General features: G+C 71.4%; 21 protein-coding genes, 1 pseudogene and 1 riboswitch. Of the genes and pseudogenes, 14 read left to right on the top strand and 8 right to left on the bottom strand.

The window, feature by feature from the left end; translation table 11 throughout:
* The first annotated feature begins 1 nt into the window (after position 1).
* From M8I34_RS16235 to M8I34_RS16225, 3 genes and pseudogenes are all read left to right on the top strand, one after another.
* The gene (locus M8I34_RS16235) at positions 2-2,896 is read left to right on the top strand and encodes an NHLP bacteriocin export ABC transporter permease/ATPase subunit (protein ID WP_250050163.1); all 2,895 of its coding nucleotides are present in this window, start codon (positions 2-4) and stop codon (positions 2,894-2,896) included.
* Positions 2,897-2,995: 99 nt separating this feature from the next.
* Entirely contained in the window at positions 2,996-3,454 is a 459-nt protein-coding gene (locus tag M8I34_RS16230) for a cyclic nucleotide-binding domain-containing protein (protein ID WP_250050162.1), read from the top strand.
* A 122-nt stretch (positions 3,455-3,576) separates the two neighbouring features.
* Positions 3,577-3,840, top strand: a pseudogene (locus tag M8I34_RS16225) (iron chelate uptake ABC transporter family permease subunit); the annotation flags it as partial.
* A gap of 230 nt (positions 3,841-4,070) precedes the next feature.
* Here M8I34_RS16225 and M8I34_RS16220 read toward each other — a convergent pair.
* Positions 4,071-4,664: a sigma-70 family RNA polymerase sigma factor gene (locus M8I34_RS16220; RefSeq protein ID WP_030983449.1), complete on the bottom strand. Its 594-nt coding sequence runs from the start codon at positions 4,662-4,664 to the stop codon at positions 4,071-4,073.
* 49 nt (positions 4,665-4,713) lie between these two features.
* Here M8I34_RS16220 and M8I34_RS16215 point away from each other — a divergent pair, with 49 nt between their 5' ends.
* Entirely contained in the window at positions 4,714-5,004 is a 291-nt protein-coding gene (locus tag M8I34_RS16215; protein ID WP_250050161.1) for a zf-HC2 domain-containing protein, read from the top strand.
* 213 nt (positions 5,005-5,217) lie between these two features.
* Here the strand turns inward: M8I34_RS16215 and M8I34_RS16210 are convergent, their stop codons facing one another.
* The 3 genes from M8I34_RS16210 to M8I34_RS16200 all read right to left on the bottom strand — a co-directional run bounded on the left by M8I34_RS16210 (position 5,218) and on the right by M8I34_RS16200 (position 7,722).
* Positions 5,218-5,973, bottom strand: coding sequence for a PE-PGRS family protein (locus tag M8I34_RS16210; RefSeq protein WP_250050160.1), 756 nt, complete (start codon positions 5,971-5,973; stop codon positions 5,218-5,220).
* Positions 5,974-6,308: 335 nt separating this feature from the next.
* Positions 6,309-6,524 (bottom strand): ferredoxin, encoded by a 216-nt coding sequence (locus M8I34_RS16205; RefSeq protein ID WP_250050159.1) that lies wholly within the window; start codon positions 6,522-6,524, stop codon positions 6,309-6,311.
* Between the two features lie 4 nt (positions 6,525-6,528).
* Complete coding sequence (locus M8I34_RS16200) at positions 6,529-7,722, bottom strand: cytochrome P450 (RefSeq protein ID WP_250050158.1); 1,194 nt, start codon at positions 7,720-7,722, stop codon at positions 6,529-6,531.
* Between the two features lie 110 nt (positions 7,723-7,832).
* Here M8I34_RS16200 and M8I34_RS16195 point away from each other — a divergent pair, with 110 nt between their 5' ends.
* The 7 genes from M8I34_RS16195 to M8I34_RS16165 all read left to right on the top strand — a co-directional run bounded on the left by M8I34_RS16195 (position 7,833) and on the right by M8I34_RS16165 (position 15,864).
* Complete coding sequence (locus tag M8I34_RS16195; RefSeq protein WP_244416433.1) at positions 7,833-8,459, top strand: TetR/AcrR family transcriptional regulator; 627 nt, start codon at positions 7,833-7,835, stop codon at positions 8,457-8,459.
* A 147-nt stretch (positions 8,460-8,606) separates the two neighbouring features.
* Positions 8,607-9,080, top strand: coding sequence for a hypothetical protein (locus M8I34_RS16190; protein ID WP_250050157.1), 474 nt, complete (start codon positions 8,607-8,609; stop codon positions 9,078-9,080).
* Positions 9,081-9,549: 469 nt separating this feature from the next.
* On the top strand, positions 9,550-10,497 hold the full coding sequence (gene sbnA, locus M8I34_RS16185) for a 2,3-diaminopropionate biosynthesis protein SbnA (RefSeq protein WP_250050156.1): 948 nt from the start codon (positions 9,550-9,552) through the stop codon (positions 10,495-10,497).
* Positions 10,498-10,512: 15 nt separating this feature from the next.
* Complete coding sequence (gene sbnB, locus M8I34_RS16180) at positions 10,513-11,514, top strand: 2,3-diaminopropionate biosynthesis protein SbnB (RefSeq protein WP_250050155.1); 1,002 nt, start codon at positions 10,513-10,515, stop codon at positions 11,512-11,514.
* The gene (locus M8I34_RS16175; protein ID WP_250050154.1) at positions 11,511-13,361 is read left to right on the top strand and encodes an FAD/NAD(P)-binding protein; all 1,851 of its coding nucleotides are present in this window, start codon (positions 11,511-11,513) and stop codon (positions 13,359-13,361) included. Before sbnB ends, M8I34_RS16175 begins: the two co-directional genes overlap by 4 nt.
* Positions 13,358-14,560 carry a PLP-dependent aspartate aminotransferase family protein gene (locus M8I34_RS16170; protein ID WP_250050153.1) on the top strand — a complete coding sequence of 401 codons (1,203 nt, stop codon included), beginning with the start codon at positions 13,358-13,360 and terminating at the stop codon, positions 14,558-14,560. The genes M8I34_RS16175 and M8I34_RS16170 overlap by 4 nt, the downstream gene beginning before the upstream one ends.
* Positions 14,557-15,864 carry a benzoate/H(+) symporter BenE family transporter gene (locus M8I34_RS16165; protein WP_250050152.1) on the top strand — a complete coding sequence of 436 codons (1,308 nt, stop codon included), beginning with the start codon at positions 14,557-14,559 and terminating at the stop codon, positions 15,862-15,864. Before M8I34_RS16170 ends, M8I34_RS16165 begins: the two co-directional genes overlap by 4 nt.
* A gap of 148 nt (positions 15,865-16,012) precedes the next feature.
* Here the strand turns inward: M8I34_RS16165 and M8I34_RS16160 are convergent, their stop codons facing one another.
* Entirely contained in the window at positions 16,013-17,149 is a 1,137-nt protein-coding gene (locus M8I34_RS16160; RefSeq protein ID WP_250050151.1) for an alkene reductase, read from the bottom strand.
* Positions 17,150-17,284: 135 nt separating this feature from the next.
* Here M8I34_RS16160 and M8I34_RS16155 point away from each other — a divergent pair, with 135 nt between their 5' ends.
* Positions 17,285-18,169, top strand: coding sequence for a sigma-70 family RNA polymerase sigma factor (locus tag M8I34_RS16155; protein WP_250050150.1), 885 nt, complete (start codon positions 17,285-17,287; stop codon positions 18,167-18,169).
* Between the two features lie 54 nt (positions 18,170-18,223).
* On the opposite strand, the gene M8I34_RS16150 is transcribed toward M8I34_RS16155, so the two are convergent.
* The 3 genes from M8I34_RS16150 to M8I34_RS16140 all read right to left on the bottom strand — a co-directional run bounded on the left by M8I34_RS16150 (position 18,224) and on the right by M8I34_RS16140 (position 20,240).
* Positions 18,224-19,465, bottom strand: coding sequence for a flotillin family protein (locus M8I34_RS16150; RefSeq protein ID WP_250050149.1), 1,242 nt, complete (start codon positions 19,463-19,465; stop codon positions 18,224-18,226).
* A gap of 103 nt (positions 19,466-19,568) precedes the next feature.
* Positions 19,569-19,790, bottom strand: coding sequence for a hypothetical protein (locus tag M8I34_RS16145; RefSeq protein ID WP_052414346.1), 222 nt, complete (start codon positions 19,788-19,790; stop codon positions 19,569-19,571).
* A 132-nt stretch (positions 19,791-19,922) separates the two neighbouring features.
* On the bottom strand, positions 19,923-20,240 hold the full coding sequence (locus M8I34_RS16140; RefSeq protein WP_244416441.1) for a hypothetical protein: 318 nt from the start codon (positions 20,238-20,240) through the stop codon (positions 19,923-19,925).
* 162 nt (positions 20,241-20,402) lie between these two features.
* Here M8I34_RS16140 and M8I34_RS16135 point away from each other — a divergent pair, with 162 nt between their 5' ends.
* Complete coding sequence (locus M8I34_RS16135) at positions 20,403-21,401, top strand: hypothetical protein (RefSeq protein ID WP_250050148.1); 999 nt, start codon at positions 20,403-20,405, stop codon at positions 21,399-21,401.
* 94 nt (positions 21,402-21,495) lie between these two features.
* Positions 21,496-21,584, top strand: a riboswitch (ZMP/ZTP riboswitch).
* Positions 21,585-21,605: 21 nt separating this feature from the next.
* Positions 21,606-22,460, top strand: coding sequence for a bifunctional 5,10-methylenetetrahydrofolate dehydrogenase/5,10-methenyltetrahydrofolate cyclohydrolase (locus tag M8I34_RS16130; protein ID WP_250050147.1), 855 nt, complete (start codon positions 21,606-21,608; stop codon positions 22,458-22,460).
* The last annotated feature ends 101 nt before the right edge of the window (positions 22,461-22,561 follow it).

Raw genomic sequence — 22,561 nt, 5'->3', positions numbered from 1 at the left:
CGTGTCATCCGTACCCCCGCCCGCGCTCGTGGGACCGGGCGACACCGACGCGGTGACGCAGGCGCTGGGCAGCGTCGGCACTCCCGTCGACTGCACCGGGCTGCGCAGCGTGCCCCTGGAGGGCCCGCATGTGCTGTGGCTCGTCACCGGCGGGTGGCTGGACCTCTTCGCGGTCGACGTCGCCCAGGAAGGGCACTGGCACTTCCTCGGCCGGCTCGAAGCGGGCACCCTGCTGCTCGGCCCGGTCGCGGGCCCGCAGCACACCCTGCTCGGCCGGCCGTCACAGGACTGCCGACTGCGCCGGATCCCGCTGCGCGAGCTGCCCCGGTACGAGTACGGCGACCAGTGGGACACCGGCTCCTACCCGCAGTACGGCACCCAGGGCGGCTACGGCCACGACCCCGCGTACGGCGGCCAGGGCGAGGCACCCTCCGCGCTGGAACACGCCTTCGCGCTGGGCACCGCCCGCAGCCTGGGCGTGCTGTTCGAGGCACCGCTCGACGGCCGGCCCGCCGACGAGGCGGTGGCCGACGACGACATCCTGTGGATGCCGGTGCCGCCCGGCAGCGTGCAGTACGGCGCCTCCTACAGCGCGGAGGCGGCCGGCGATCTGCTGGTGGACCCCGAGCTGTGGCAGCAGATGGTCAATCAGCAGTACCGGCTGCTGTCCGCCGTCGACCGCTGGATCGAGCACCTGGAACGCGCTCACGAGGACCGTACGGCGGCCGGCATCAAGGCGGGCGAGACCGTCCGCGAGCGGGCCGACCAGGCGCTGATTGCCTCCATCGGCCGCCAGGACCGGGCCGGTCGGGGCGGCACCGGGATGGACCGGGCCGGCGACGACGCCACCTTCGCGGTCTGCCGCACGGTGGCGGAGGCGGCCGGGATCACGCTCACCGAGCCGCCGAAGGGCGCCGCCGCCAACGACCGCATCACCCCGGTCGAACGGATCGCGGTCAGCTCCCGGATCCGCACCCGCGCCGTCCGGCTCCAGGGCAGCTGGTGGCGGACCGACACCGGCCCCCTGGTGGGCCACCGTGCCAAGTCCGGTGCCCCCGTGGCGCTGCTGTGGCGCCGCGGCCGCTACGAGGCGGTCAACCCGGCCTCCGGGCTGCGGATGCGCATCGGCAAGGACAACGCCGACGAACTCGAACCGCGCGCCGTCATGTTCTACCGCCCGCTGCCGGAGCGGCCCATGACCATGTGGCGCCTGATGCGCTTCAGCCTGCGCGGCACCCGGCTGGACCTGCGCAATCTGGCCCTCGCCGGACTGGTGACGGTCGGTCTCGGCGCCCTCGTGCCCATTGCGACCGGCAAGGTGCTCGGGGTGTACGTCCCGAGCGCCGACAAGAGCCTGATCGTCCAGGTCTCCCTGGCCGTCATCATCACCAGCGTCGTCTCCGCCGCCTTCATGCTGTTGCAGAACCTCACCGTGCTGCGGATGGAGGGCCGGATCGAGAGCGCGTTGCAGCCGGCCGTGTGGGACAGGCTGTTGCGGCTGCCGACCAAGTTCTTCACCGAACGCTCCACCGGAGAGCTGGCCAGCGCGGCGATGGGCATCAGCGCCATCCGGCGGGTGCTCTCCGGCCTCGGCCCGGTGGCCGTGCAGGCCACCACGGTCGGCGCGATGAACCTCGTGCTGCTGCTCCTCTACAGCGTGCCGCTGGCGCTGGCGGCCGTCGCCATGCTGCTCGTCATCGGTGTGGTGTTCCTCGCCATGGGCCTGTGGGAGCTGCGCTGGCAGCGACGCCTGGTCAAGCTCGGCAACAAGCTCAACAACCAGGCGTTCCAGACCCTGCGCGGGCTGCCCAAGCTGCGGGTCGCCGCGGCCGAGAGCTTCGCCTACGCGGCCTGGGCCCGTGAGTTCGCCCGCTCCCGGGAGCTCCAGCAGAAGGCCGGCCGGATCAAGAACCTGACCACCGTGCTCAACGCGGTCTATCTGCCGCTCTGCTCGCTCGCCATGTTCATGCTGCTGGCCGGACCGGCCCGCGGCAGCATGTCGGCCGGCTCGTTCCTCACCTTCAACACCTCGGTGACCATGCTGCTGACCTCGGTCACCCAGATCACCGGCGCCTTCGTCTCGGCCGCCGCCGCACTGCCGATGTTCGAGCAGATCCAGCCGGTGCTGGACGAGAAGCCCGAAGTGCGCGGCGCCAGCGCCCAGCCCGGCGCCCTGTCCGGCGGCATCGAAGCCAAGAAGCTGTCCTTCCGCTACACCGACGACGGCCCGCTGGTCCTCGACGAGGTCTCGCTGCGGGTCGAGCCCGGCGAGTTCGTGGCCGTCGTCGGCCCGAGCGGCTGCGGCAAGTCGACCCTGCTCCGGCTCCTCATCGGCTTCGACAAGCCCTCCTCGGGCAATGTGCTCTACGACGGACAGGACCTGGCCGCCCTGGACCAGGCGGCGGTGCGCCGCCAGTGCGGGGTCGTCCTCCAGAACGCGCAGCCGCTCACCGGATCGATCCTGGACTGCATCTGCGGCGCCGAGTCCTTCACCCAGGAAGAGGCCTGGGCGGCAGCCGAGATGGCGGGTCTGGCCGAGGACATCAAGCGGATGCCGATGGGGCTGCACACCATGATCTCCGGCGGCGGCGCCATCTCCGGCGGTCAGCGGCAGCGGTTGATGATCGCCCAGGCGCTGGTCCGCCGCCCGCGGATCCTGTTCTTCGACGAGGCCACCAGCGCCCTGGACAACGAGACCCAGCGCATCGTCAGCGACAGCACCCGGCAGCTCAGTGCCAGCCGTCTGGTGATCGCCCACCGGCTGTCCACGGTCATGGACGCCGACCGGGTGATCGTCATGGCGGAGGGCCGGATCGTCGAGCAGGGCCCCCCGGCCGAGCTGCTCGCCGACACGGGCGGCCGGCTGCACGATCTGGTGCGGCGTCAGCTGGCCTGAGCCCGCCGGGTCCCGGTCCGCCGCCGCCCCGGCCGGTCGAGCCTTCCCGTCATCCCCGCGAAGCACCACATATCGTGCAGGGAGCGAGCGGAGGATGCGATGGCCACCATCAGACACCTGTTCCATGAGATGCCGTCCGACCGGCGCCGGCAGCTGACCGATCTGGCCGTCGAGGTGTCGATCCCGCGTGCCACCCGCCTCTTCGAGGAGGGCCGGCGGGCGGACCGTTTCTGGATCATCCGCAGCGGCCAGGTCGCGCTCGACCAGCGCGTGCCGGGGCGCCGGGCGGCGGTCGTCGAAACCCTCGGACGGGACGAACTGCTCGGCTGGTCCTGGCTGTTCCCGCCCTACCTGTGGCACCTGGGAGCGGAGACCGTCGGCCCGGTGGAGGCCGTGGAGTTCGACGCCGGCGTGGTCCGCGCACTGTGCGAGTCCGATCCCGTCGTGGGCCGGGCGATGTACCGCTACGTTGCCGAGACGGTGGCCGAGCGGCTGCACGGCACCCGCGTCCGCCTGCTGGATCTGTACGGCCCCCAGGGCAGCGGCCTCGACCCGTGACACGGCGCCGCTGCGCCGCGCCACCCCGGCCCGGCCGGCTTCCGGCCGGAAATGGCCGCCCCCTCCTGGAACCGCCTCCGGCCGACTACCTGTGCCGGGTCGCGTCTGCGGCCCGTCGGCCGCTGCGGCGGGAGCTGTTCGTGGTGAGCGGTCTGCTGACCGGTGTCGTGGTCGGGGTCTCCGGAGCCGTCGGCTTCGTGGGTCTGATGGTGCCGCATCTGTGCCGGCTGCTCATCGGCGGCGACCACCGCTGGCTGCTGCCGCTGTCCGCGCTGACCGGGGCGCTGCTCCTGGTGGTGGTGGACCTCGTGTGCCGTACGGCGATGGACTCCCAGGAACTGCCGGTCGGCGTCGTCACCGCGATGATCGGGGCACCCGTGCTGCTGACGCCGACCACCCTGGACGTCATGGTCAGCCCACCGCCACGCCTCGCGCCCGGCTCACCTTCACGCTGCACTTCCGCGACAGCCCATCACGGACCGTAGAGGCACGGGCGGTCCGGCCCGGCCGGTGACCCCGCCGGGCCGGACACACCACGGGGCTCATGGGCCGGTCCCAGGGCCTGTCGTGTGGATCAGCCCGCCCATGAGTCCCGTCGCCTCCCGCACGCGGCCCGTCAGGCCACGGCACCCGCGAAAGCGCGCGGCTCCTCGGCCGGTTGGGGGCGCTCCGCTTCCGTCAGCCGTGCGACCAGCGTCTCCCGGGCGCGGGCCACCCGGGAGCGGACCGTCCCCACGGGGCAGCCCATCACCCCGGCCGCCGCCGCGTACGGAAGCCCCAGCAACTGCGTGAGCACGAACGCCTCCCGCCGCTGCGGCGCCAGCGCCGCCAGCAGTTCGGCCAGTGCGACGCCCTCGTCGAATCCCGGCACACCCCGCGGCTGCATCCGCTCCGCGGCCGTCTGCCAGTCGTCCGTCGCGGCCAGCCGCGGCCGCACCGCATGGGACCGGATACGGTCCGCCACCACCCGCCGGGCGATGGTCAGCAGCCAGGTCCGTGCCGACGACCGGCCCTCGAACCGCGGCAGACTGCGCAGCGCCCGGACATAGGTGTCCTGCACCAGGTCGTCGGCCGCCTGCGGATCACCGCTGAGATGCGTCACATAGCGCCGCACATCGAGCTGGGTGGCCCGCACGAACTGCTCGACGGCCCGCTCGTCCCCGCTACGGGCGGCCAGCGCCCAGCCCGTCACCGCCTCGTCATCCCGCATCGTGCGACCGCCCCTCGCCGCACACCCGCGCGTCGGGGAGGATGGCCGCATGCTCTGCTCGCGCATCCGTACGGCACTCTCCGCCCGCCTCGACGGCGAGGAACTGCCCCCCGGGCTCACCCCCCGCCGGCTCGACGACCACCTCAGCGGCTGCCGGGACTGCCGGCGGTGGGACGCGCAGGCACGGGCCCTGACGGCCGGCCTCGACCGTGCCACCGCACACCCCGAAGACGACCCGGCGGCCGCCGATGCGCTGCTCGCCCGGCTGCGGTCGGTCGCCGCAGGGCCGGGAGCGGTATCTCCCGGTACGACGGACAACGGCGGTACGCGGGCCGGCTGACGCGGTGGCCCGGGGGCGCCCGCGCCCTTCGGCCGGTGCGCCGGGAGCGGATGCGGGCAGCAGTGCCACCGGCATCCGGACAGGAAGCATCATCTGGAGTCCTTCGCATGATCCGGTCGCCGCGCGCGGCGGGACCGGTGACGTCGAAGCCGGGACGTGGGCGGGCGCGCTCGGCGCCCGGCCGTCCGCCGGCTCAGGAATTCGACCGTGCTGTCAGCCGACAGCCGGCTCATGCGGTGGACCCCGCAACGACCTCGTATGCGCCAGCAGGAGCCGCACCACACGCCGGGGCTCCTGACGGGCGGCGCGGACTGCCGGGCGTGGCTCGGGCAACAGGACCCGCAGGACCAGCACCAACGGCGCGAACAGCCGGGCCGACACACTCCGTACGAGCCGGAACGCGGCCCGCTCGCCGCCCCACAGCCACCCCGCACCGAGCAGGGCGACCAGCAGGTGGGCCGCCAGCATGCCGGTCGCACTGCCGTGCATCCCCGGCATCGGATCCGTGGGGGCCATGCTGCCCATGTGCTCCATGCCGCCCATGTCCGGCATCCGGCTCGCATGGTCGCTGGAGGACATGGCCGCCATCTGCTGATGCATCAGACGCAACAGCTGCACGCTGTCATGGCCGGAGAGCCGCGTCCCCTGTGCGCCGCACAGCCAGGCCTGCGACCACTGCTGCGCGAGCGAACGCCCGCCGCCCGCGGAAGGGGCGACCGCCTGGCCGAACGAGAAGGCAGTGTGCAGGGCCGCCTGGGTACCGACGGTCAGCAACCCCACCATCAGCGGCCCGCGTTCCCGGCCCGCACAGCACCAGGCACCGGCCGCGGTCCCGGCCCCGGCGACGAGCAGCATCCACGCGGGGATCACGGCATCCGACATCGCCATGTGCCCCAGCGCGGCGAGCAGCACACAGACCGCCGCGAACACCGCGGCCCGTAAACCCCTGAGAACCTGCCCCGCATCCATGACAGGCCCATCGTTGCACCCCCGCTCTCCAGCGGAACGACAGGGGCCCCGACCTGCTACATCGGCCGGATCCGGAGCGACCGCCCGGACCGCCCGGACCGCACGGCGCGACCGCACGGCGCGACCGCACGGCGCGACCGTACGAAGCGGATGCGGTCCCGGCCCGAACGTCTCGGCCCGTCCCTCCGATGACCTGCCAGGCACGTCAGCACCCCTCATCCCGCCGCAAACGGGGCGCGGCCGGCCGCCCGCCACGCCCCGTCAGCCGCTGCCGGGCCCTACTGCCACCGAGCCTCTGACCCGGTCACCAGGTCCGGGTCACCAGGGCCGGGCCCCTAGGGCCGGGGCCCGACGACCTCCGCACCGTCCCGGATGGTGATGGCGACGGCCGGGCAGACATCGGCGGCGTCCAAGGCGCGCTCGTCCTCCTCGATCCGTTCCTTCAGCGGACGGGCATGCTCACCGTCCAGGACGAACAGATCGGGCGCGATGGCGGCGCAGGACCCCGAGGCCATGCACTGCTGCGGGTCGATCTCCACCTTCCAGGTCATCAGCTCACCACCCCACCGGCATGACCCGCGGACCGCGCACCAGCATCTGGCTCTTCCACACCACATCGCCGGCCAGCCGCAGTTCAGGGAACCGGGTGATCAGGGCGATGAGCGCCTCCTGAAGCTCCAGACGGGCCAGCGGCGCGCCCAGACAGTGATGGACACCGTGGCCGAACCCGAGGTGCTGGTTGGTCCCGCCCCGGGAGATGTCCAGCGTCCCCGGCGAGTCGAAGCGCAGCGCATCCCGGTTGGCGGCGCCCACCGCCACCAGGACCGGGGTGCCGGCCCGCACCAGCGTCCCGCCGACTTCGACATCCTCCGTCGCATAACGGGGCTGGCTCGCGCCACTGCCCAGCGGTACGAACCGCAGTAACTCCTCCACCGCCCCGTTGATCAGCTCCGGCTGTGCGCGCAGCAGGGCGAGCTGGCCCGGGTGATCCAGCAGTGCCAGTACGAAGTTGGGGATCTGGGTGGCGGTGGTCTCGTGCCCGGCGACCAGAATTCCGACGCACAGGTCGACGAGTTCGAGCTCGGAGAGCCGGTCGTTGACATCCCGGGCATCGATGAGCGCCGTCATCAGATCGTCCTGCGGCGCGCGCCGGTGCTCCTCGATCAACTGCGCCATATAGGCGCGGAGTTCCTCAAGATTGGCGTCGAATTCCGCCGCGGTCAGGGAACTTGTCGACAGGGCGGCATCGCTCCACACCCGGAACCGCGGCCGGTCCTCGGCCGGCACACCGAGCAGCCGGCAGATCACGGCGACGGGGATGGGCAGCGCATAACGGTCCACCAGGTCGGCCGGCGGGCCGGCCGCCGCCAGCTCGTCGAGCAGCTCGTTGGCCAGCTGCTTGACCTGCGGCCTGAGCTTCTCGACCTGGCGGACGGTGAACGCCTTGGCCACCAGCGTGCGCAGCCGGGTGTGATCGGGCGGGTCCATGCCCAGGATGCCGCTGTCGCGGCGCCCTTCGGACTGCCGGGGCTCGTCGTGCAGGGCGCCCGCGGCGCGGCTGAAGCGCCGGTCGCCGAGGACGAACCGGGCCTCGGCGTACCGGGTGACGAGCCAGGCGGGCTCGCCGTAGGTCATTCGCACCTTCAGCAGCCCGGGACGGCTGCGGGCCTGCTCGTACTCGTCGGAAAGCTCAAGGCTCTCGGGGACATTGAAGGGGTAGGAGAGGGGTGCTGTGTCGGCTGTGGTCATGGTGACCTCCCTTGTGTAAGCACCTGCTTACATAAGGTAGGCCGCCCCGCCGGGGCGGTCAACGATGCATGCTGGCCGTCACCGTGACGGGCCAACGGAGAGGAGCGGCGATGGCGGAGTCCCCGCAGCACGGCGCGGCGAGCACCCACCGCCGGGACGCACAGGGCACCCGGCTGCGGCTGCTCGATGCCGCCTCGGAGCTGTTCGCCGAGCGCGGCTACGAACGGGCGACGGTGCGCGACATCGCGGCCCGCGCCGGGGCCAATCAGGCCCTGCTGTTCCGCTACTTCGGGTCGAAGAAAGCGCTGTTCGGCGAGGTGATGGCGCGCGGCGGCCAGGAGCAGCTGCGCACCACCCCCGCCGAGCGGCTGTTCGAGGTGGCGCTGCGCGGCATGCTGGCCGACGGCGGGGAGGGCGCCGACCGCTCGCTGGAGGTGTGTCTGCGCTCCATCGGCGGCAGTGACGAGATCGCGGACGCGCTACGGGGGCTGGGGGAGGAGTACGCGGCGGTGCTCGCCACGCTCTCCGAGTCCGACACCGGGAGCCTGCGCGGCGATCTGGCACTGTCCTGGCTGCTGGGAATCGGCCTGATGCGGGTGGTGGTCGGCAAGGAACCGCTGGCGAGCGCCGACCCGGACACGGTGTGCAGGCTCGTCGTGGGCGCCCTGGGGGGAATGCTGGAGAGCCTGCCGCAGGGCGGTAAGGCCGACGGGGAAAGCGGTGGCATTCCGGAGTGAACCGGTGAGGCCACGGCGTGGCATGTTGCGGTCCGTGCTGCGTTCCAGTGACTCTGCGGCGGGTCGTAAGTCGGTGGACAAAACCTCCCTTATTGTCGCTTTTGCAGAGAATATTCATTTTCTGCACAGTCGAGTGAAGGTGGGAACATGCTCCGTTCGATCCCTCGCGGCCTTGCAGTGGCCGGCCTGGCCGCGGCTGCCCTGGTGGTGCCGACGGCAGGCGCCGCCACCGCCGCAACCCCGGTCCCCAACACCTCGCACAGCGCCAAGTGCTACTCGCACCACTGTGACAGGGGCCACTACGGCGACCGGCACCACAACCGACACCACTTCCGCCACCACAACCGTCACCACGGCCACCACCACGGTCGCTTCGGGCACGGCGGCCACGACGGCTACGACGGCTTCGGCCGTGACAGCAGCCGCAGCGACGGCTTCGGACGCGACGGCCGTGACAGCGGATACGAGCGCGACGGCTTCGGGCGCGACGGGCTGGGCCGCGACGGAATGGGCCGCGACGGCAACGCGCGTGACGGAATGGGCCGCGACGGCAACGCCCGCGACGGCTTCGGCACGGGCAAGGACGGGCTGCTCGGCCTCGGGCTGCTCGGGCTGCTCTAGGACCCGTCAGGTAGTCACGCAGGGGCCCGGGATGCTGATCCCGGGCCCCTCTGCATGCCGTGCCGTGTTCCGGCCGCGCGGGCGTGCGGACTCTGCCGCGGGGCGGGCGGGCCGGGCGGGCCGCAGGAAAGGCCGCATGTCCGCGCGGCCGGCCGCCGGGCTGTCCGGATAAAAGGAGCCTTGCATTCCGCGGGCCGCCCCCGCAGCATTTCATCCGTCAACGTTTTTTGGCGTCAGGTGAATCGTTGTCATGGGGCTTGCGAAGTGGCAGGATTGCCCTGTCGCATCGCGAATGGGGGATTTGCGGCCACTGGGGACGGGGGGAAGGGTCCCTTCTGCGTAGTGCGCACCTGACCCGTGCGCCGACCAACAAGCCCATGGGCGATCTCGCTGCTGCGAGTGTGCAGCTCTGCGCTGCCCATTTTCAACGGTTTGGATTCTGGTGATAGCGGAAGAAGTTTATGATCTGGTGCTGGATGATCTCTTCATCCGGCTCGACCAACTGGTGCCTGGGAGTTCAGTCTTCCTCAAACTGGAAGGTCTCAATCCTGCCGGTTCGGTAAAGCTGAAGACCGCCGTCGCGCTGGTAGCGGCGGCCGAGGAATCCGGTCGCTGCTTTCCACGGACCCGGCTGATCGAGTCGACGTCGGGAAACCTCGGCGTCGCCCTGGCGATGGTGTGCGCGGCAAAGGGCTACCCACTGACCTGTGTCACGGACCCCAACGCCAATGTCCAGTCGAGGCGCCTGATGGAGGTCCTCGGCGCCGAAGTGGTCGTCATCGACGTCCGGGACGCCCACGGCGGCTATCTGCAATCGCGCATCGATTACATCGGCGGGCGTCTGCGCCGTGATCCCGATCTCCACTGGCTGAACCAGTACGCCAACCCGGCCGGTCCGCAGGCGCACCGGGACCGCACCGGCCGGGCGATCCTGGAGGAGATCGGTCATATCGACTACGCGTTCATCGGGGCCGGGACGACGGGAACGCTGATGGGCTGCGCGGAGTACCTCCGCCGGCACAGCCCCGTCACCCGGATCATTGCGGTGGACGCCGTGGGCTCCGTGACCTTCGGCGGGCCGGCCGCCCGCCGTCATATTCCGGGCCTGGGAACGAGCAGGCGCCCGGAAATACTGACCACGCGGAATATCGACGACGTGGTGCTTGTCGCCGAATCGGATTCCGTCGAGATGTGCAGGATGCTGGCCGAAGAACGCGGACTGCTCCTGGGAGGGTCGACCGGAACGGTTCTGTCCGCTGTGCAGGACGCGGCAAAGAACATCCCGGACGGCAGCGTCGTGGTGGCGATTTCACCGGACTTCGGCGATCGCTATCTGGAGACCATCTACAACGACGCATGGGTGGCGGAACGCTGGCCCGACATATCCGGCCGGCAGATGTCTCAGGCGCCTGCCTGAGAAGGGGGAATCTTCATGTTCAACTTCGAGATAGTTGCCGGAGAGACGGTTCGTCACGTCCTCGACGACAAGCGCGCGGACGTTCTCGGTATTGTGCGCAGTGCCTATCAGGCACATGAGTCCGGAGATTCCATCAATCCGGACAGTTACTTTCTCCGCTTCCCGGAGAAACCGGATTCCCGGATCATTGCGCTGCCCGCCTTTCTGGGGGCCGATGTTCAGTTAGCCGGTATCAAGTGGATCGCGAGCTTCCCGGGCAACACACGCATCGGAGCCCCCCGGGCATCGGCCGTTCTCCTCCTGAACGACTACGAGACCGGGTATCCGATCGCCTGCCTGGAAGCCGCGAGCATCAGCTCGGCACGCACCGCCGCCTCCGCGGCCGTCGCGGCGACCGCGCTCCGCCCGGGCGGCTTCGGGGGGACCCGGATCGCCGTCGTGGGCGGGGGAGTCATCGCGCGCAACATCTGCGACTACCTGGCCGTCGCGGGCTGCGTCCCGGACTCGTACCTCGTCCACGATCTCGACGAGGCGTCCGGACAGGCCCTGGCCGACCACGTGCGCACCACCCAGAACTGTCCGGCCGTCTTCACCGCCGACCTCGATGACGCGCTGCGCGCCGACACCGTCGTGTTCGCCACGACCGCGCTGGAGCCCTACGTCAGCACGCCGTTCAAGCCCGGTCAGGTCGTTCTCCACGTCTCCCTGCGGGACCTCGCCCCGGAAGTGGTCCTCGCGGCGGACAACGTCCTCGACGACATCGACCACTGCCTCAAGGCGCAGACGTCACCGCACCTCGCCGAGCAGCGCTCAGGCTCCCGTGACTTCGTGAACGGAACCCTCGCCGGAGTCCTGAACGGCGAGGTGACGCTCTCCCCGGACCGCCCGGTGATCTTCTCGCCGTTCGGCCTGGGCGTGCTCGACCTGGCCGTCGGGGCGTTCGTCCTCGGCGAGGCCCGCAAGGACGGCACCGCCATCGAGGTGCCCAACTTCTTCGGGGAGACCCGCCGGTGGTGAACCACATACCCCGCTCCGTTGCGATCGTGGGCGCCGGATCGCGCGGTCTGGGCGTCTTCGAACGGCTGGTCGCGCACAGCCTGGACCGGCCGGCCCCGCTCACCGTCCACCTCATCGACCCCCGGCCCTTCGGCGCCGGATTCCACCTGCCGGGCCAGCCCGACCACCTCCTGCTCAACACCGTCTGCGCACAGCTGACGGCCTTTGCCGACGCGGAGATGGTGGACGGGCCCGTACCGCTGCCCGGCCCCTCGCTCCACGACTGGTGCCGGCGCCGGGACCTGCGGCTGGCGGACGACGGCTACACCGTGCGCGCGGGAGAGGGCCGGGAGATCCAGCCGAACGACTTCCTGCCGCGCAGGCTCCTGAGCGAATATCTCGTCTGGGCGGCGGAGGAGATCGCCGCCGCGGCGCCCGAGAGCCTCACGCTGATCCGGCACCGTACGACGGCCGTCGACATCCTCCCCGGTGCGCCCGACACCGAGACGGTGGTCCTCGCCGACGGCAGCCGGATCGCCGCGGACGCCGTGTTCGTCACCGTCGGGCACCACACGCTCTACCGGCCCGCGGAACCCGCACCCGACCCACGACTGGTCACCCGCCCCTACCCGTTGCCCGCGGCGCTCGACAGCATCGGACCGGGCGAGCGCGTGGCCGTCCTCGGCATGGGGCTGACCGCCATGGACGTCATCGCCACGCTGACGCTCGGCCGTGGCGGCAGGCACACGACGGACGAGCACGGCATGCGCTATCTGCCCAGCGGGCGGGAGCCGTCGATCGTGCTCACCAACCGCTCCGGGCTGCCCTCGCGCAGCCGCCCCCGCCTCCACCCGGGGCGGGTGCGCTGCGCACCGCTGGCACTGACCACGGAACGTCTCGACGCGATCCGTGCCCGCCGAGCGGACCGGCGGCTCCGCTTCACCGACGATGTCCTGCCGCTCATCGAGGCCGAGATGGAACTCGCCTACTACCGCGCCGTGCTGGCCCGGGAGACGGGCGACACCCTGAGCGCGGGGCGGGAACTCACCCGGCGCTGCGCCGGGGCAGGCCACCAGCAGGTGCTGGCGCAGCTGCGTGCGCAGTTCGGGCCCACCCCGGTCCCGGCGATCCTGTCAGCGGACCTCGCGGACCGGCGGTGGCCGGGGTACGAGGCCTACCTCGACTGGTTCACCGCCCAGGTCGGCACCGATCTGGCCGAGGCCCGGGAAGGCCTCGGTGTGAGCCCGTTGAAGGAGGCCCTGGAGGTCCTCCGCGACCACCGCGATGTCCTGCGGGCGGTCATCGACGCACCGGGCGTCGACGACGCGTCCTTGGCCACGTTCTTCGGGGAGTTCGCCCCGCTGGTGAACCGGCTGGTGATCGGCCCGCAGCTCGACCGGTCGGCGGAGCTGCTCTCCCTGATCGACGCGGGGATCGTCCGGCTCGGCCCCGGCCCGCAGCCGAAGATCGTCGCACCGGCCGGAGCGGGCGCCTGGCGGCTGGAATCCACCTGTCTGGCCCAGCCGTTGAGGATGGAGGCCGACCACGTGGTGCAGGCGCACGTGGCCGAACCCGGCGCGGACCGGGCGCCCGGGTCCCTGCTCGGCACGCTCGTCACCGCGGGCCGCCTCCGCACCCTCGCCCACCGCGGCGCCACGGTGCCCGGGCTCGATATCACCCGCCGGGGCCAGGGCGTCGACCGCACGGGCACCCCGCAGCCACGCCTGTTCTTCCTCGGCCCGCACACCGAGGGATCCAGTTACTACAACCACTATGTGCCCTCGCCCGGCGTGCCCTCCCGTGCACTGCTGGACGCGGAACTCGCCCTGGGCACAGCACTGCCGGCACTGATGACGAGGAAGCGATGAACAACAGCGAGACCTTCACCCCGTGGACGCAGGAGTACCGGCCCGAGACGCGCGCCGCGCAGGGCGACGGCTGGCGCTGTCCGACCACCGGCGCCGTGCCGCCCCCGATCGGGCTGGGAGCGACCTACGCGCGCGACAACGAGTACCGTGCGCCTGCCGGGCTGGCGTACCTGCGGGACCAGGGAACACCGGGGTACGAGCAGGTCGAGAACGTCGTGGCGGGACTGGAGGGCGGCTCGGACGCCCTCGTCTTCTCGTCCGGTATGGCGGCCGCCACCTCCGTCTTCCAGGTACTGCCCGCCGGCGCGCGGGTGGTGGTTCCGCAGACCATGTACTTCGGACTCACCAAGTGGCTCCGGGAGTTCGGCGTCCAGCGCGGCCTGGAGGTCGTACAGGTGCCGATGAACGACCTGGACGCGGTGGCCGCCGCCGTGACCGCCGCCCCGACCGCGCTGGTGTGGGCGGAATCCCCGGCGAACCCCACCTGGACGGTCACCGATATCGCCGCGTGCGCCGAGATCGCGCACGGGGCCGGTGCCCTGTTCGGCGTCGACAACACCGTCCCCACCCCGGTGCACTCCAAGCCGTTCGCGCTCGGCGCCGACCTGATCATGCATTCGGGCACCAAGTACCTCAACGGCCATACGGATGTCGTCGCCGGACTGCTCGTCAAGGCGCCGGAGAGCACGGAGGCCAGGGACGCGATCTGGGAGCGGCTCCAGCTGCACCGCCGGCTGACCGGACCGATCCTCGGCCCGCTGGAGACCTACCTCCTCATGCGGGGCATCCGCACGCTCTTCCCCCGTATGCGCCAGATCTCCGCCACCGCGATGGCGGTGGCCGAGCACTTCGCCCAGCACCCCCTCGTCCGGCGCGTCGCCTACCCGGGCCTGGCCACCGACCCCGGGCACGAGATCGCCGCCCGCCAGATGACCGGGGGATTCAGTGGCATGCTCTCCCTGCACGTCGACGGTGCATGGCAGCAGTCCCTGCGGACCGCGAACCACTGCGAACTCTTCATCCGTGCCACCTCGTTGGGCGGCGTGGAGAGCCTGATCGAACACCGCTACACCTTCGAAGGGCCGGGTAGTACCTCGCCGAAGGACATGCTGCGCCTGTCCATAGGTCTGGAGAGCCCCGCAGACCTCGTCGCCGACCTCGAACAGGCCCTTGAAAAGGCCGCTAAGGAAGACCGTTGAGTTCCAAGACCCCCACTCCTCACCCCGGCGCCGCACCGCCGGACTCCTCCCCGCCGGCGGGCGCCGCGGTGCCGGAGGGCGCCGTCGAGCCCCCGGCCGCGGGGCCGGGGCGCCGGCCCGGCCTCCTGCGTGACGCCTCACTGTCCGCCGTACTGGCGGGCTTCGTCGCCGTCGTCGTGTCCTACTCGGGCCCGCTCGTCATCGTGCTCGCGGCGGCATCCGCCGGACATCTGAACACCGCCCAGACCAGCTCATGGGTATGGGCCATCTCCATCGGCAGCGGCCTGACCTGCATCGCGCTGAGCCTGCGCACCAAGATGCCGGTGATCACCGCATGGTCGACACCGGGCGCCGCCCTGCTGGTCACGAGCCTGGGCGCCTACTCCTACGCCGAAGCCATCGGCGCGTTCCTCATCACCGGCCTGGTGATCACCCTGGTCGGCCTGACCGGGGTGTTCGGGTGGCTGATGCGGCAGGTGCCCACCGCCGTGGTCTCCGCCATGCTCGCCGGCATCCTGTTCTCCTTCGGCACCGGAGTCTTCACCTCCCTCAAGACCGCACCGCTCATTGCCGGTTCGGTGCTGCTCGCCTACCTCCTGGCGAAACGGTGGCTGCCGCGGTACGCCGTGCTGGTCGCCCTGGCGGCGGGCGTCGCGGCCAGCGCGGTCAGCTCCCGGCTGGACATCCACCTGGACCGGATCGAACTGGCCAAGCCGGTGCTGACGACCCCGGACTTCTCGCTCGCCTCCCTCATCGGCATCGCGGTACCGATGATCCTGGCGACGCTCGCCTCGCAGAACGCACCGGGTATGGCCGTGCTCACCGCATCCGGCTACCAGCCCAAGGACCGCCTCCTGATCGGCTCCACGGGCCTGGTCTCCACGGTCCTCGCCCCGTTCGGCTCCCACGCCATCAACCTCGCGGCGATCACCGCCGCGATCTGCACCGGCCCCGAGTCCCACCGCGACCCGCGGCGCCGGTACGTGGCGGGAGTCTCCTGCGGCGCGTTCTACCTCCTCATCGGGGCGTTCGGCTCGACGCTGGTGGTGCTCTTCGCGGGCCTGCCCAAGGAACTGGTGGCGGCGGTCGCCGGAGTCGCGCTGTTCGGCGCCCTGGCCGGCGGCCTGACCGGGGCGGTGAAGGAGGAGAAGGACCGCGAGGCGGCCCTGATCACCTTCCTCGCCACCGCATCCGGCGTCACCCTCTTCGGCATCGGATCCGCCTTCTGGGGCCTGCTCTTCGGAGTCGTCGCCCACCTCGTCCTGACCCGCTGGCGCCGTACGTCCACGGAATCCGCCACGTGATCTGAACGCTCCGTCCGACGCCGACGCCGACGCCACGGCGCGACCGAGGCCGCACGGCCCGCCGGGCACCTTTGCGTGTCCGGCGGCCTGCGGCCCGCAGGCAGGGGCCGCTGGTCACCAGGGGCGTCGTCGTCCCCTTCCCCAGCCCTCATCGCCGTTCGAGCAGGGAAGGCTCCATCCCGCTCATGGGGTAGTCGACGTAGCCGTCGGCCCCGCCCGCGTAGTACGTGGCAGGGTCGCCGACGGCCGGCTCGCGATGCAGCGCGAAGCGGGTGACGAGGTCGGGGTTGGCGATGAAGTGCGTGGCGAAGGAGACGGCGTCGGCGATCCCGGCATCGATGACGGCGTTCCCGGACACGCGGTCGAAGCCGTTGTTCGCGATCAGGGGACCGTCGAACTGCCGCCGGTAGCGCGCGATCGCCGCGAGGTCGGGCGTGCCGCCCGCAGCGATGCGGTCCCGGCCCCGCAGATGCAGGTAGGCCACGGGACGGTCGTTGAGCTCCCGCACCAGTGCGTCGTAGTCGGCGAGTGTCTCCTCGTCGGCACGGAAGCGGTCCCCCTCGGTCCAGTACGGCCCCAGACGGACGCCGACGCGCCGTCCGCTCCATGCCATGGCGACCGCGTCGAAGATCTCCAGCAGCAGACGCCGCCGGCCCGTACGGTCGCCGCCGTATGCGTCGGTGCGGTGATTGAGCCGCGGGTTGAGGAACTGAGGGATCAGGAACGAACCGAGGGCACCGATCTCGACCCCGTCGAACCCCGCACGTCGGGCATGGGCCGAGGCGGCACGGAAGTCGGCGACCGTGGCCGTGATGTCGACGGTGGTCATCTCCCGCGGAGTGACGGACTCCTTGAATCCGCCGGCCGTGAAGCACCTCGTGTGGGGATTGACCGCGGACGGTCCGCCGGGCAGCTCTCCTCCCAGGTGATCGGGGTGCGAGGCGGCGCCGGTGTGCCAGAGCTGGAGCACGATACGGCCGCCGAGGGCATGCACGACGTCGGTGACCCGCCGCCACCCGGCGACCTGCTCCTCGCGGTAGATGCCGGGAACGTGCACAAAGCCGATGGCCCGTTCGCTGACCCAGGTCCCCTCGGTGATGATCAGTCCGGCGGTGGCCCGCTGACCGTAGTAGGCGGCATGCAACTCCGTGGGTAGCAGCCCGACGTTGGCGGCACGGCCCCGGGTGACCGGGGCCATCACGACACGGTTGGGCAACAGGAAGTCCCCGAGGTCCGCGCGCCGCAGCAGCGGCTGGTCGAGGGCGTTCGGCAGAGTGCTGCTCATGGTGTGTTCCTCCTCGTCATCAGGGCCGGAGCGGTTGCCGGGCCGGAACCTCGGCCGGGCAGCGTGCTTCCCGGTCACCTTGCGTCCGTGGTGCGCGTCATCAAGGTGACGGAGCAGGACGAGGAAAGGTGACCGATGGACGAGCAGCACCGGCTGGCGGAACGGTTCGAGACGCATCGCAGCCACCTGCGAGCGGTCGCCTACCGGATGCTGAGTTCCCTCAGCGATGCGGACGACGCCGTTCAGGAAGCCTGGCTACGGCTCAGCCGCGTCGACAGCAATGCCGTCGAGAACTTGGCCGGATGGCTGACGACGGTCGTGTCGCGGGTGTGCCTCGACATGTTGCGCTCCCGGACTTCACGACGGGAGGAGCCGGTCGGGCAGCACGTGCCCGATGCGGTTCAGGACGCCGGTGACGGGAGCGGCCCGGAACCGGAAGCCCTGCTGGTCGACTCCGTCGGCCGCGCACTGCTCGTGGTGCTGGACACCCTGGCCCCCGCCGAGCGGGTCGCGTTCGTACTGCACGACATGTTCGCCGTGCCGTTCGACCGGATCGCTCCCCTCGTGGAACGCTCACCGGTCACCACGAAGAAGCTCGCCAGCCGCGCGCGCCACAAGGTCCAAGGCACCCCCGCTGTTCCCGCCGCCGACCTCGCCCGGCAACGGAAGGTGGTCGACGCCTTTCTCGCCGCCTCGCGCGGCGGCGACCTCGACGCGCTGCTGGCGGTGCTCGCCCCCGATGTCGTGCGCCGGGCCGACCCCGCCGCCCTGCCGCCGGGCGCGGCGACAGAGGTCCGCGGCGCGCACTCCGTGGCCGAGGGGACCCTTGTCTTCGGGCGGAGGTCACGGTTCGCGGCACCGGCGCTCGTGAACGGGACCGTGGGGATCGTCGTGGCACCGCGTGGACGGCTGCTCCTCGCCCTCACCCTCACCGTCGAGGGCGAAAAGGTCACCGAGTACGAGGTGATCGCCGACCCCGCCCGGCTTCGGCAGCTCGACCTGGCCGTCCTCGACGCCTGACCGGCCCACAACCCCCGAGGGACGCGGAGGTCCGGGCCAGGCCCGGACTTCCGGTCAGGACGAGCCGGCCGGCCCCGTGCCGTCCCGCTTCAGATTCGTCACCTTCTGGGGCAGCTGACCCGCCCCGTCGGCGAGCGGGGGAGTGGAGCCGGGAGTGGTGGTTCCCTTCTTGAGGCTGTCGAGAATGGCCAGCCCCTGGCCGACGATGCCGGAGGCGATCTCGTTCACCCCGTCGGTGCCGTTGAGCACGGTCAGCCGGGAGCCGGAGAGGCCCTCGGCCGCGGCCTTGGCGAGTGCGGGGAGGTTCTCGATGGTGCGGTTGGCGGCGATCAGCTCCTGGTTGCCGTCCCGCAGGGAGCCCGCGAGGGCGGTGTTGGCATCGGCCCGTGCCTGGGCGACGGCCCGCTCGGTGTAGGCGCGGGCATCCGCCTCGAAGCGGACCTGGTCACGCTGTGCCTCGGCCAGGGTGCGCAGCCGGTAGGCCTCGGCGTCCGCCGGGCGGCGCACCTCGGCCTCCAGCCGCTGGGCGGCGAGTGAGGCCTGCCGCTGGGCCAGCGAGGTCTGCTCCTCGATGACCTCCTGCGAGGCCCTGGCCTGCGACAGCGGGCCGGCCTGCGCGGCGCGGGCGTTGTACTGCTCGGTCTCGGCGAGGAACCCGGCCCGCTTGATCGCGGTGTCCCGCTCGTACTCGGCCTTGAGCGCCGCCGCCTGCTGTTCCCGCTCGGTGGCTTCCTGGTCGGCCTTGGCCTGCGCGATCCGGGCCGCGCTGGCGACCGCCGCGGCATGCGGGGCGGCGAGATTGGTGATGTACCCGGAGGTGTCGGCGATCTCCTGGATCTGGAGGGCGTCGACGACGATGCCGAGCTTCTCCATCTCGGAGTGGCTGCCCTCCTTGACCTCCTGGGCGACCCGGTCCCGCTCCCGGATGATCTGCTCGACGGTCAGCCCGCCGACAATCGACCGCAGGTGACCGGCGAAGATCCGGCCCACCAGCTCCTCCATCGTGGTCTGCTCGTCCAGGAACCGCCGCGCGGCGTTGGCGATCGAGGTCTGGTCGTCACCGACCTTGAAGACGGCGACCGCCCGGACCCCGATCCGGATGCCCTGCTGGGTGACGCAGTCCTCGGAGATCTCCGCCTCCCGCAGCGACAGCGCCAGCACGCTCGCCTTCTGCTTGACGGGCATGACCCAGCAGCCATGACCCGTGACGATACGGAATTGGGCGTCCCCGGTCCGGCGCTTCGAGCCGGAGATCAACAGCGCCTCGTTCGGCGCAGGAACATGCCAGAACAACATCGGAAGGCTCCTGGTCCGGTGGAACCGGCCTCGGTCGGTGTGCGGGGACGGCTGCGGTTGACGGAACGCTCACGTGGCCGGTCACGGTCCTCCGGGCGGCCGGTCACGCGGGCAACGGCGCGACGATCACCGACCGCGCCGAGGTGTGGTCCACCACGATGACCTGTGTATGGCGGCTGATGGGCTCGCGGGACCAGGCGGCGAAGGCCTCGCTCCCGCCGCGTACGGGCAGCAGCACCTCGCCCGGTCCGTCGGTCGGGATCGAAACGGTCACCCGCCCGATCACCCCGATCGGGCTGAAGTCCGTGTCATCCGTCGCGCTCACCCGGGCTCCGTCGCTGGTCAAAGCCGCTGCCGGCGTATGAGCCGGGCAGCGGGACATCCTCGACAACTCAACGGTACTCCGGCCGGGGCCACGCTTCAGGCCGCCGGCCGGGGAGCCTTCGGCGTACCGGTTTCAGGCGTCGAGACGGGCCGTACGGGCCGCGGGGACGGACTTTCTCGACGGCAGTACATCGGGCGCACGATGGGGCCGGAGGGCCGTGAGGGCGGTCTCGGTCTCCTCCATCAGCGCGCGGTAGGAGACCAGTCGCTGCCACTCCGGATCGGCGACCCCGGGCACGGTGGCGGCGCGCGCCGTCCACTGCTTCACCAGCCCGGCGTACACCGGTGTCTGCCTGATGATCTCCGAGGTGATCCACCGCGGCATGTGCCCGGGGCGCGGGAGGGGGGTCTGTCCGTGACCTGCGACGGTGCCGGAAGAGGGGTCGCTCATGGCCGTAGAAACGATTCTTCCTCGCTGGAGTCACTGCGTATTTTTGCAGCAGCCCGTACTGATGCGGTGGAGGCAAGGGCGTATCTCTCTCGAATATCACCTTATGCAGTGATCTATAGCCGGGAAGCGGTCCAATCCGGGCGAGGAAACGTTGTCGCAGTCATGGAACCGAGGGAGTTGTGGGAGCGCCATGCCGTACTCGCACAGGCGTTTTGCAGCAGCGATGACGAGGTCCGCCGTACGCAGGGACTCCTTGACGAGGCCGAGGCCCGCCGCTCGCGGACCCTGGCCGCCTTCGCCGTGACCGTGGGCAGCGACGCGGTGGTGGCGGAGCTGCTCGGCCTGGAAGAGCGCGAAGTGCGCCTGGCCCGCCGCACGGTGGGCAAGGAAGACGCCCGCGCGGTTGCCCAGAGCCTGCTCGCCCAGGCCCCGCGCGAGCAGCCCCCGGCCCAGCAGGCCGCCACGCACCCGGCCACGCCCCCCGCGCAGCAGCCCGCACCCCCCACGCCCCTCGCGACCCATCCCACGGCCCCGTCAACGGCGGCCCCGGCCCCGGCGCCCGCCCCCCAACTCACCGAGCCCGCCTGGGCCCCCGCCCTGGACGCGGTCCTGATGAGCAGCTGGCACAACGGAGTTGACCTCACCGCCCTCGCCACCGAACTGGGTCTCGATGTCCGGCTCCTTGTCGCACGCGCCCAACAACTGTCCGCCGAAAGCCGTCCGGCCCAGCAGGCCCCGCCGGACCGCACGGGCCGGCACCGCCGGATGGTCAATCTCCCCCCCTCCCCACCGGCCGAGAGCGCCCATCTCGCCTGGCGCGAGCGGCCGCCGCAGTCCCCACGGGAGCCGTACGAGCAGGAGCCCTGGAAGCAGCAGCCGTACCAGAACTACCCGGACCAGCAGGAGTATCAGGACTACCGGGTGTACGAGGAGCATTCACAGCAGCACCAACACCACGGGCACCACCCACATCAACACCCGCACCCACACCAGCACCAGCACCAGGCACCGCACCAGCAGTATCAACAGCCCCCTCATCCCACGTGGGATGCCAATGCCATCACCGCCGCCCAGCACGACTGGGACGGCATCCTCAGCCAGTGGGAGGCCACCACCTCCACCACTCCGCCCCTCTCCGCACCTGGTCAGGGAGGCGTCTGAGGGGCCCCGTCCCGCGGGCCGTCGAGGTGCACGAGGCGCCGTGACGCCGATGCCCGACGCCGCCCCAGGAGTCTTCCGGCGTCGATTACAGTGGGCGGCGGGCCGTGACTGGCGCTTGGGTGGAGTACCACCGGGGAGCGGCTCGGCCACTTCTGGCCGGTGCCGCGCGCCTGGGCGATCCGACGCGACGCTCAGGAGTACTCCATGTCCGAGACCGCCCGCCTCATGGACGGCAGCGCACTGGCCCGCCGTATCGTCGAACAGGCCGCGGAACGCGCGGCGGACCTCACCCGGCAGACCGGAACGTCCCCGTGCCTGGCGACCGTACTGGTGGGCGACGACCCCGCCTCGGTGACCTACGTCCGCATGAAGCGCGCCCGTTGCGAGAAGGCCGGGATCCGCTCCCGGCACATCGCGCTCCCCGCCGCCACCACGACCGCGGAGCTGGTCGACACGATCACCGCGCTGTCCCACGACCCCGACGTGCACGGCATCCTTCTCCAGCACCCGGCCGGCCCGCACATCGACGAGCGCGCCGCCTTCGAGGCCATCGCCCCCGAGAAGGACGTCGACGGCGTCACCTGCCACTCCTTCGCCGCGATGAGCTTCGGCCTGGACGGCTTCGCCTCCTGCACGCCCGGCGGCATCCTCCGCCTCCTGGATCACTACGACGTCGACCTGGCCGGCAAGCATGCCGTCGTGGTCGGCCGCAGCGCGATTCTCGGCAAGCCCGTCGGGATGCTGCTGCTCGCCCGCAACGCCACCGTCACCTACTGCCACTCCCGCACCACCGACCTCGCGTCGATCACCAAGGAGGCCGATGTCCTGGTCGCCGCCGTGGGGCGACCCCGCTTCCTGCACGGCGAACACCTCAAGCCCGGAGCCGTGGTGATCGATGCCGGCTCCAACCCCGGCAACATCGGTGACGTGGACTTCGACTCGGCGCGCACTCGCGCCTCCCTGATCACCCCGGTCCCCGGCGGCGTCGGCCCGATGACCATCGCCACCCTGCTCACCCAGACCGTCGATGCGGCCGCCGCCCAACGGAGGGCGGTCTGACCCCACGCTGTTGTCCGTCCCGCCGTGGTGGTTGTTCGCCGTTTACCGCCCGCTGCGCGGTGCGCTCGCCGTTGCGCCTGCGGCGGGCGGGTCCGCTGCGC

The sequence above is a fragment of the Streptomyces sp. MCA2 genome (genome assembly GCF_023544705.1).
GTDB classification, from domain to species: domain Bacteria; phylum Actinomycetota; class Actinomycetes; order Streptomycetales; family Streptomycetaceae; genus Streptomyces; species Streptomyces decoyicus.
This window is presented reverse-complemented; position numbering and strand designations above follow the sequence as displayed.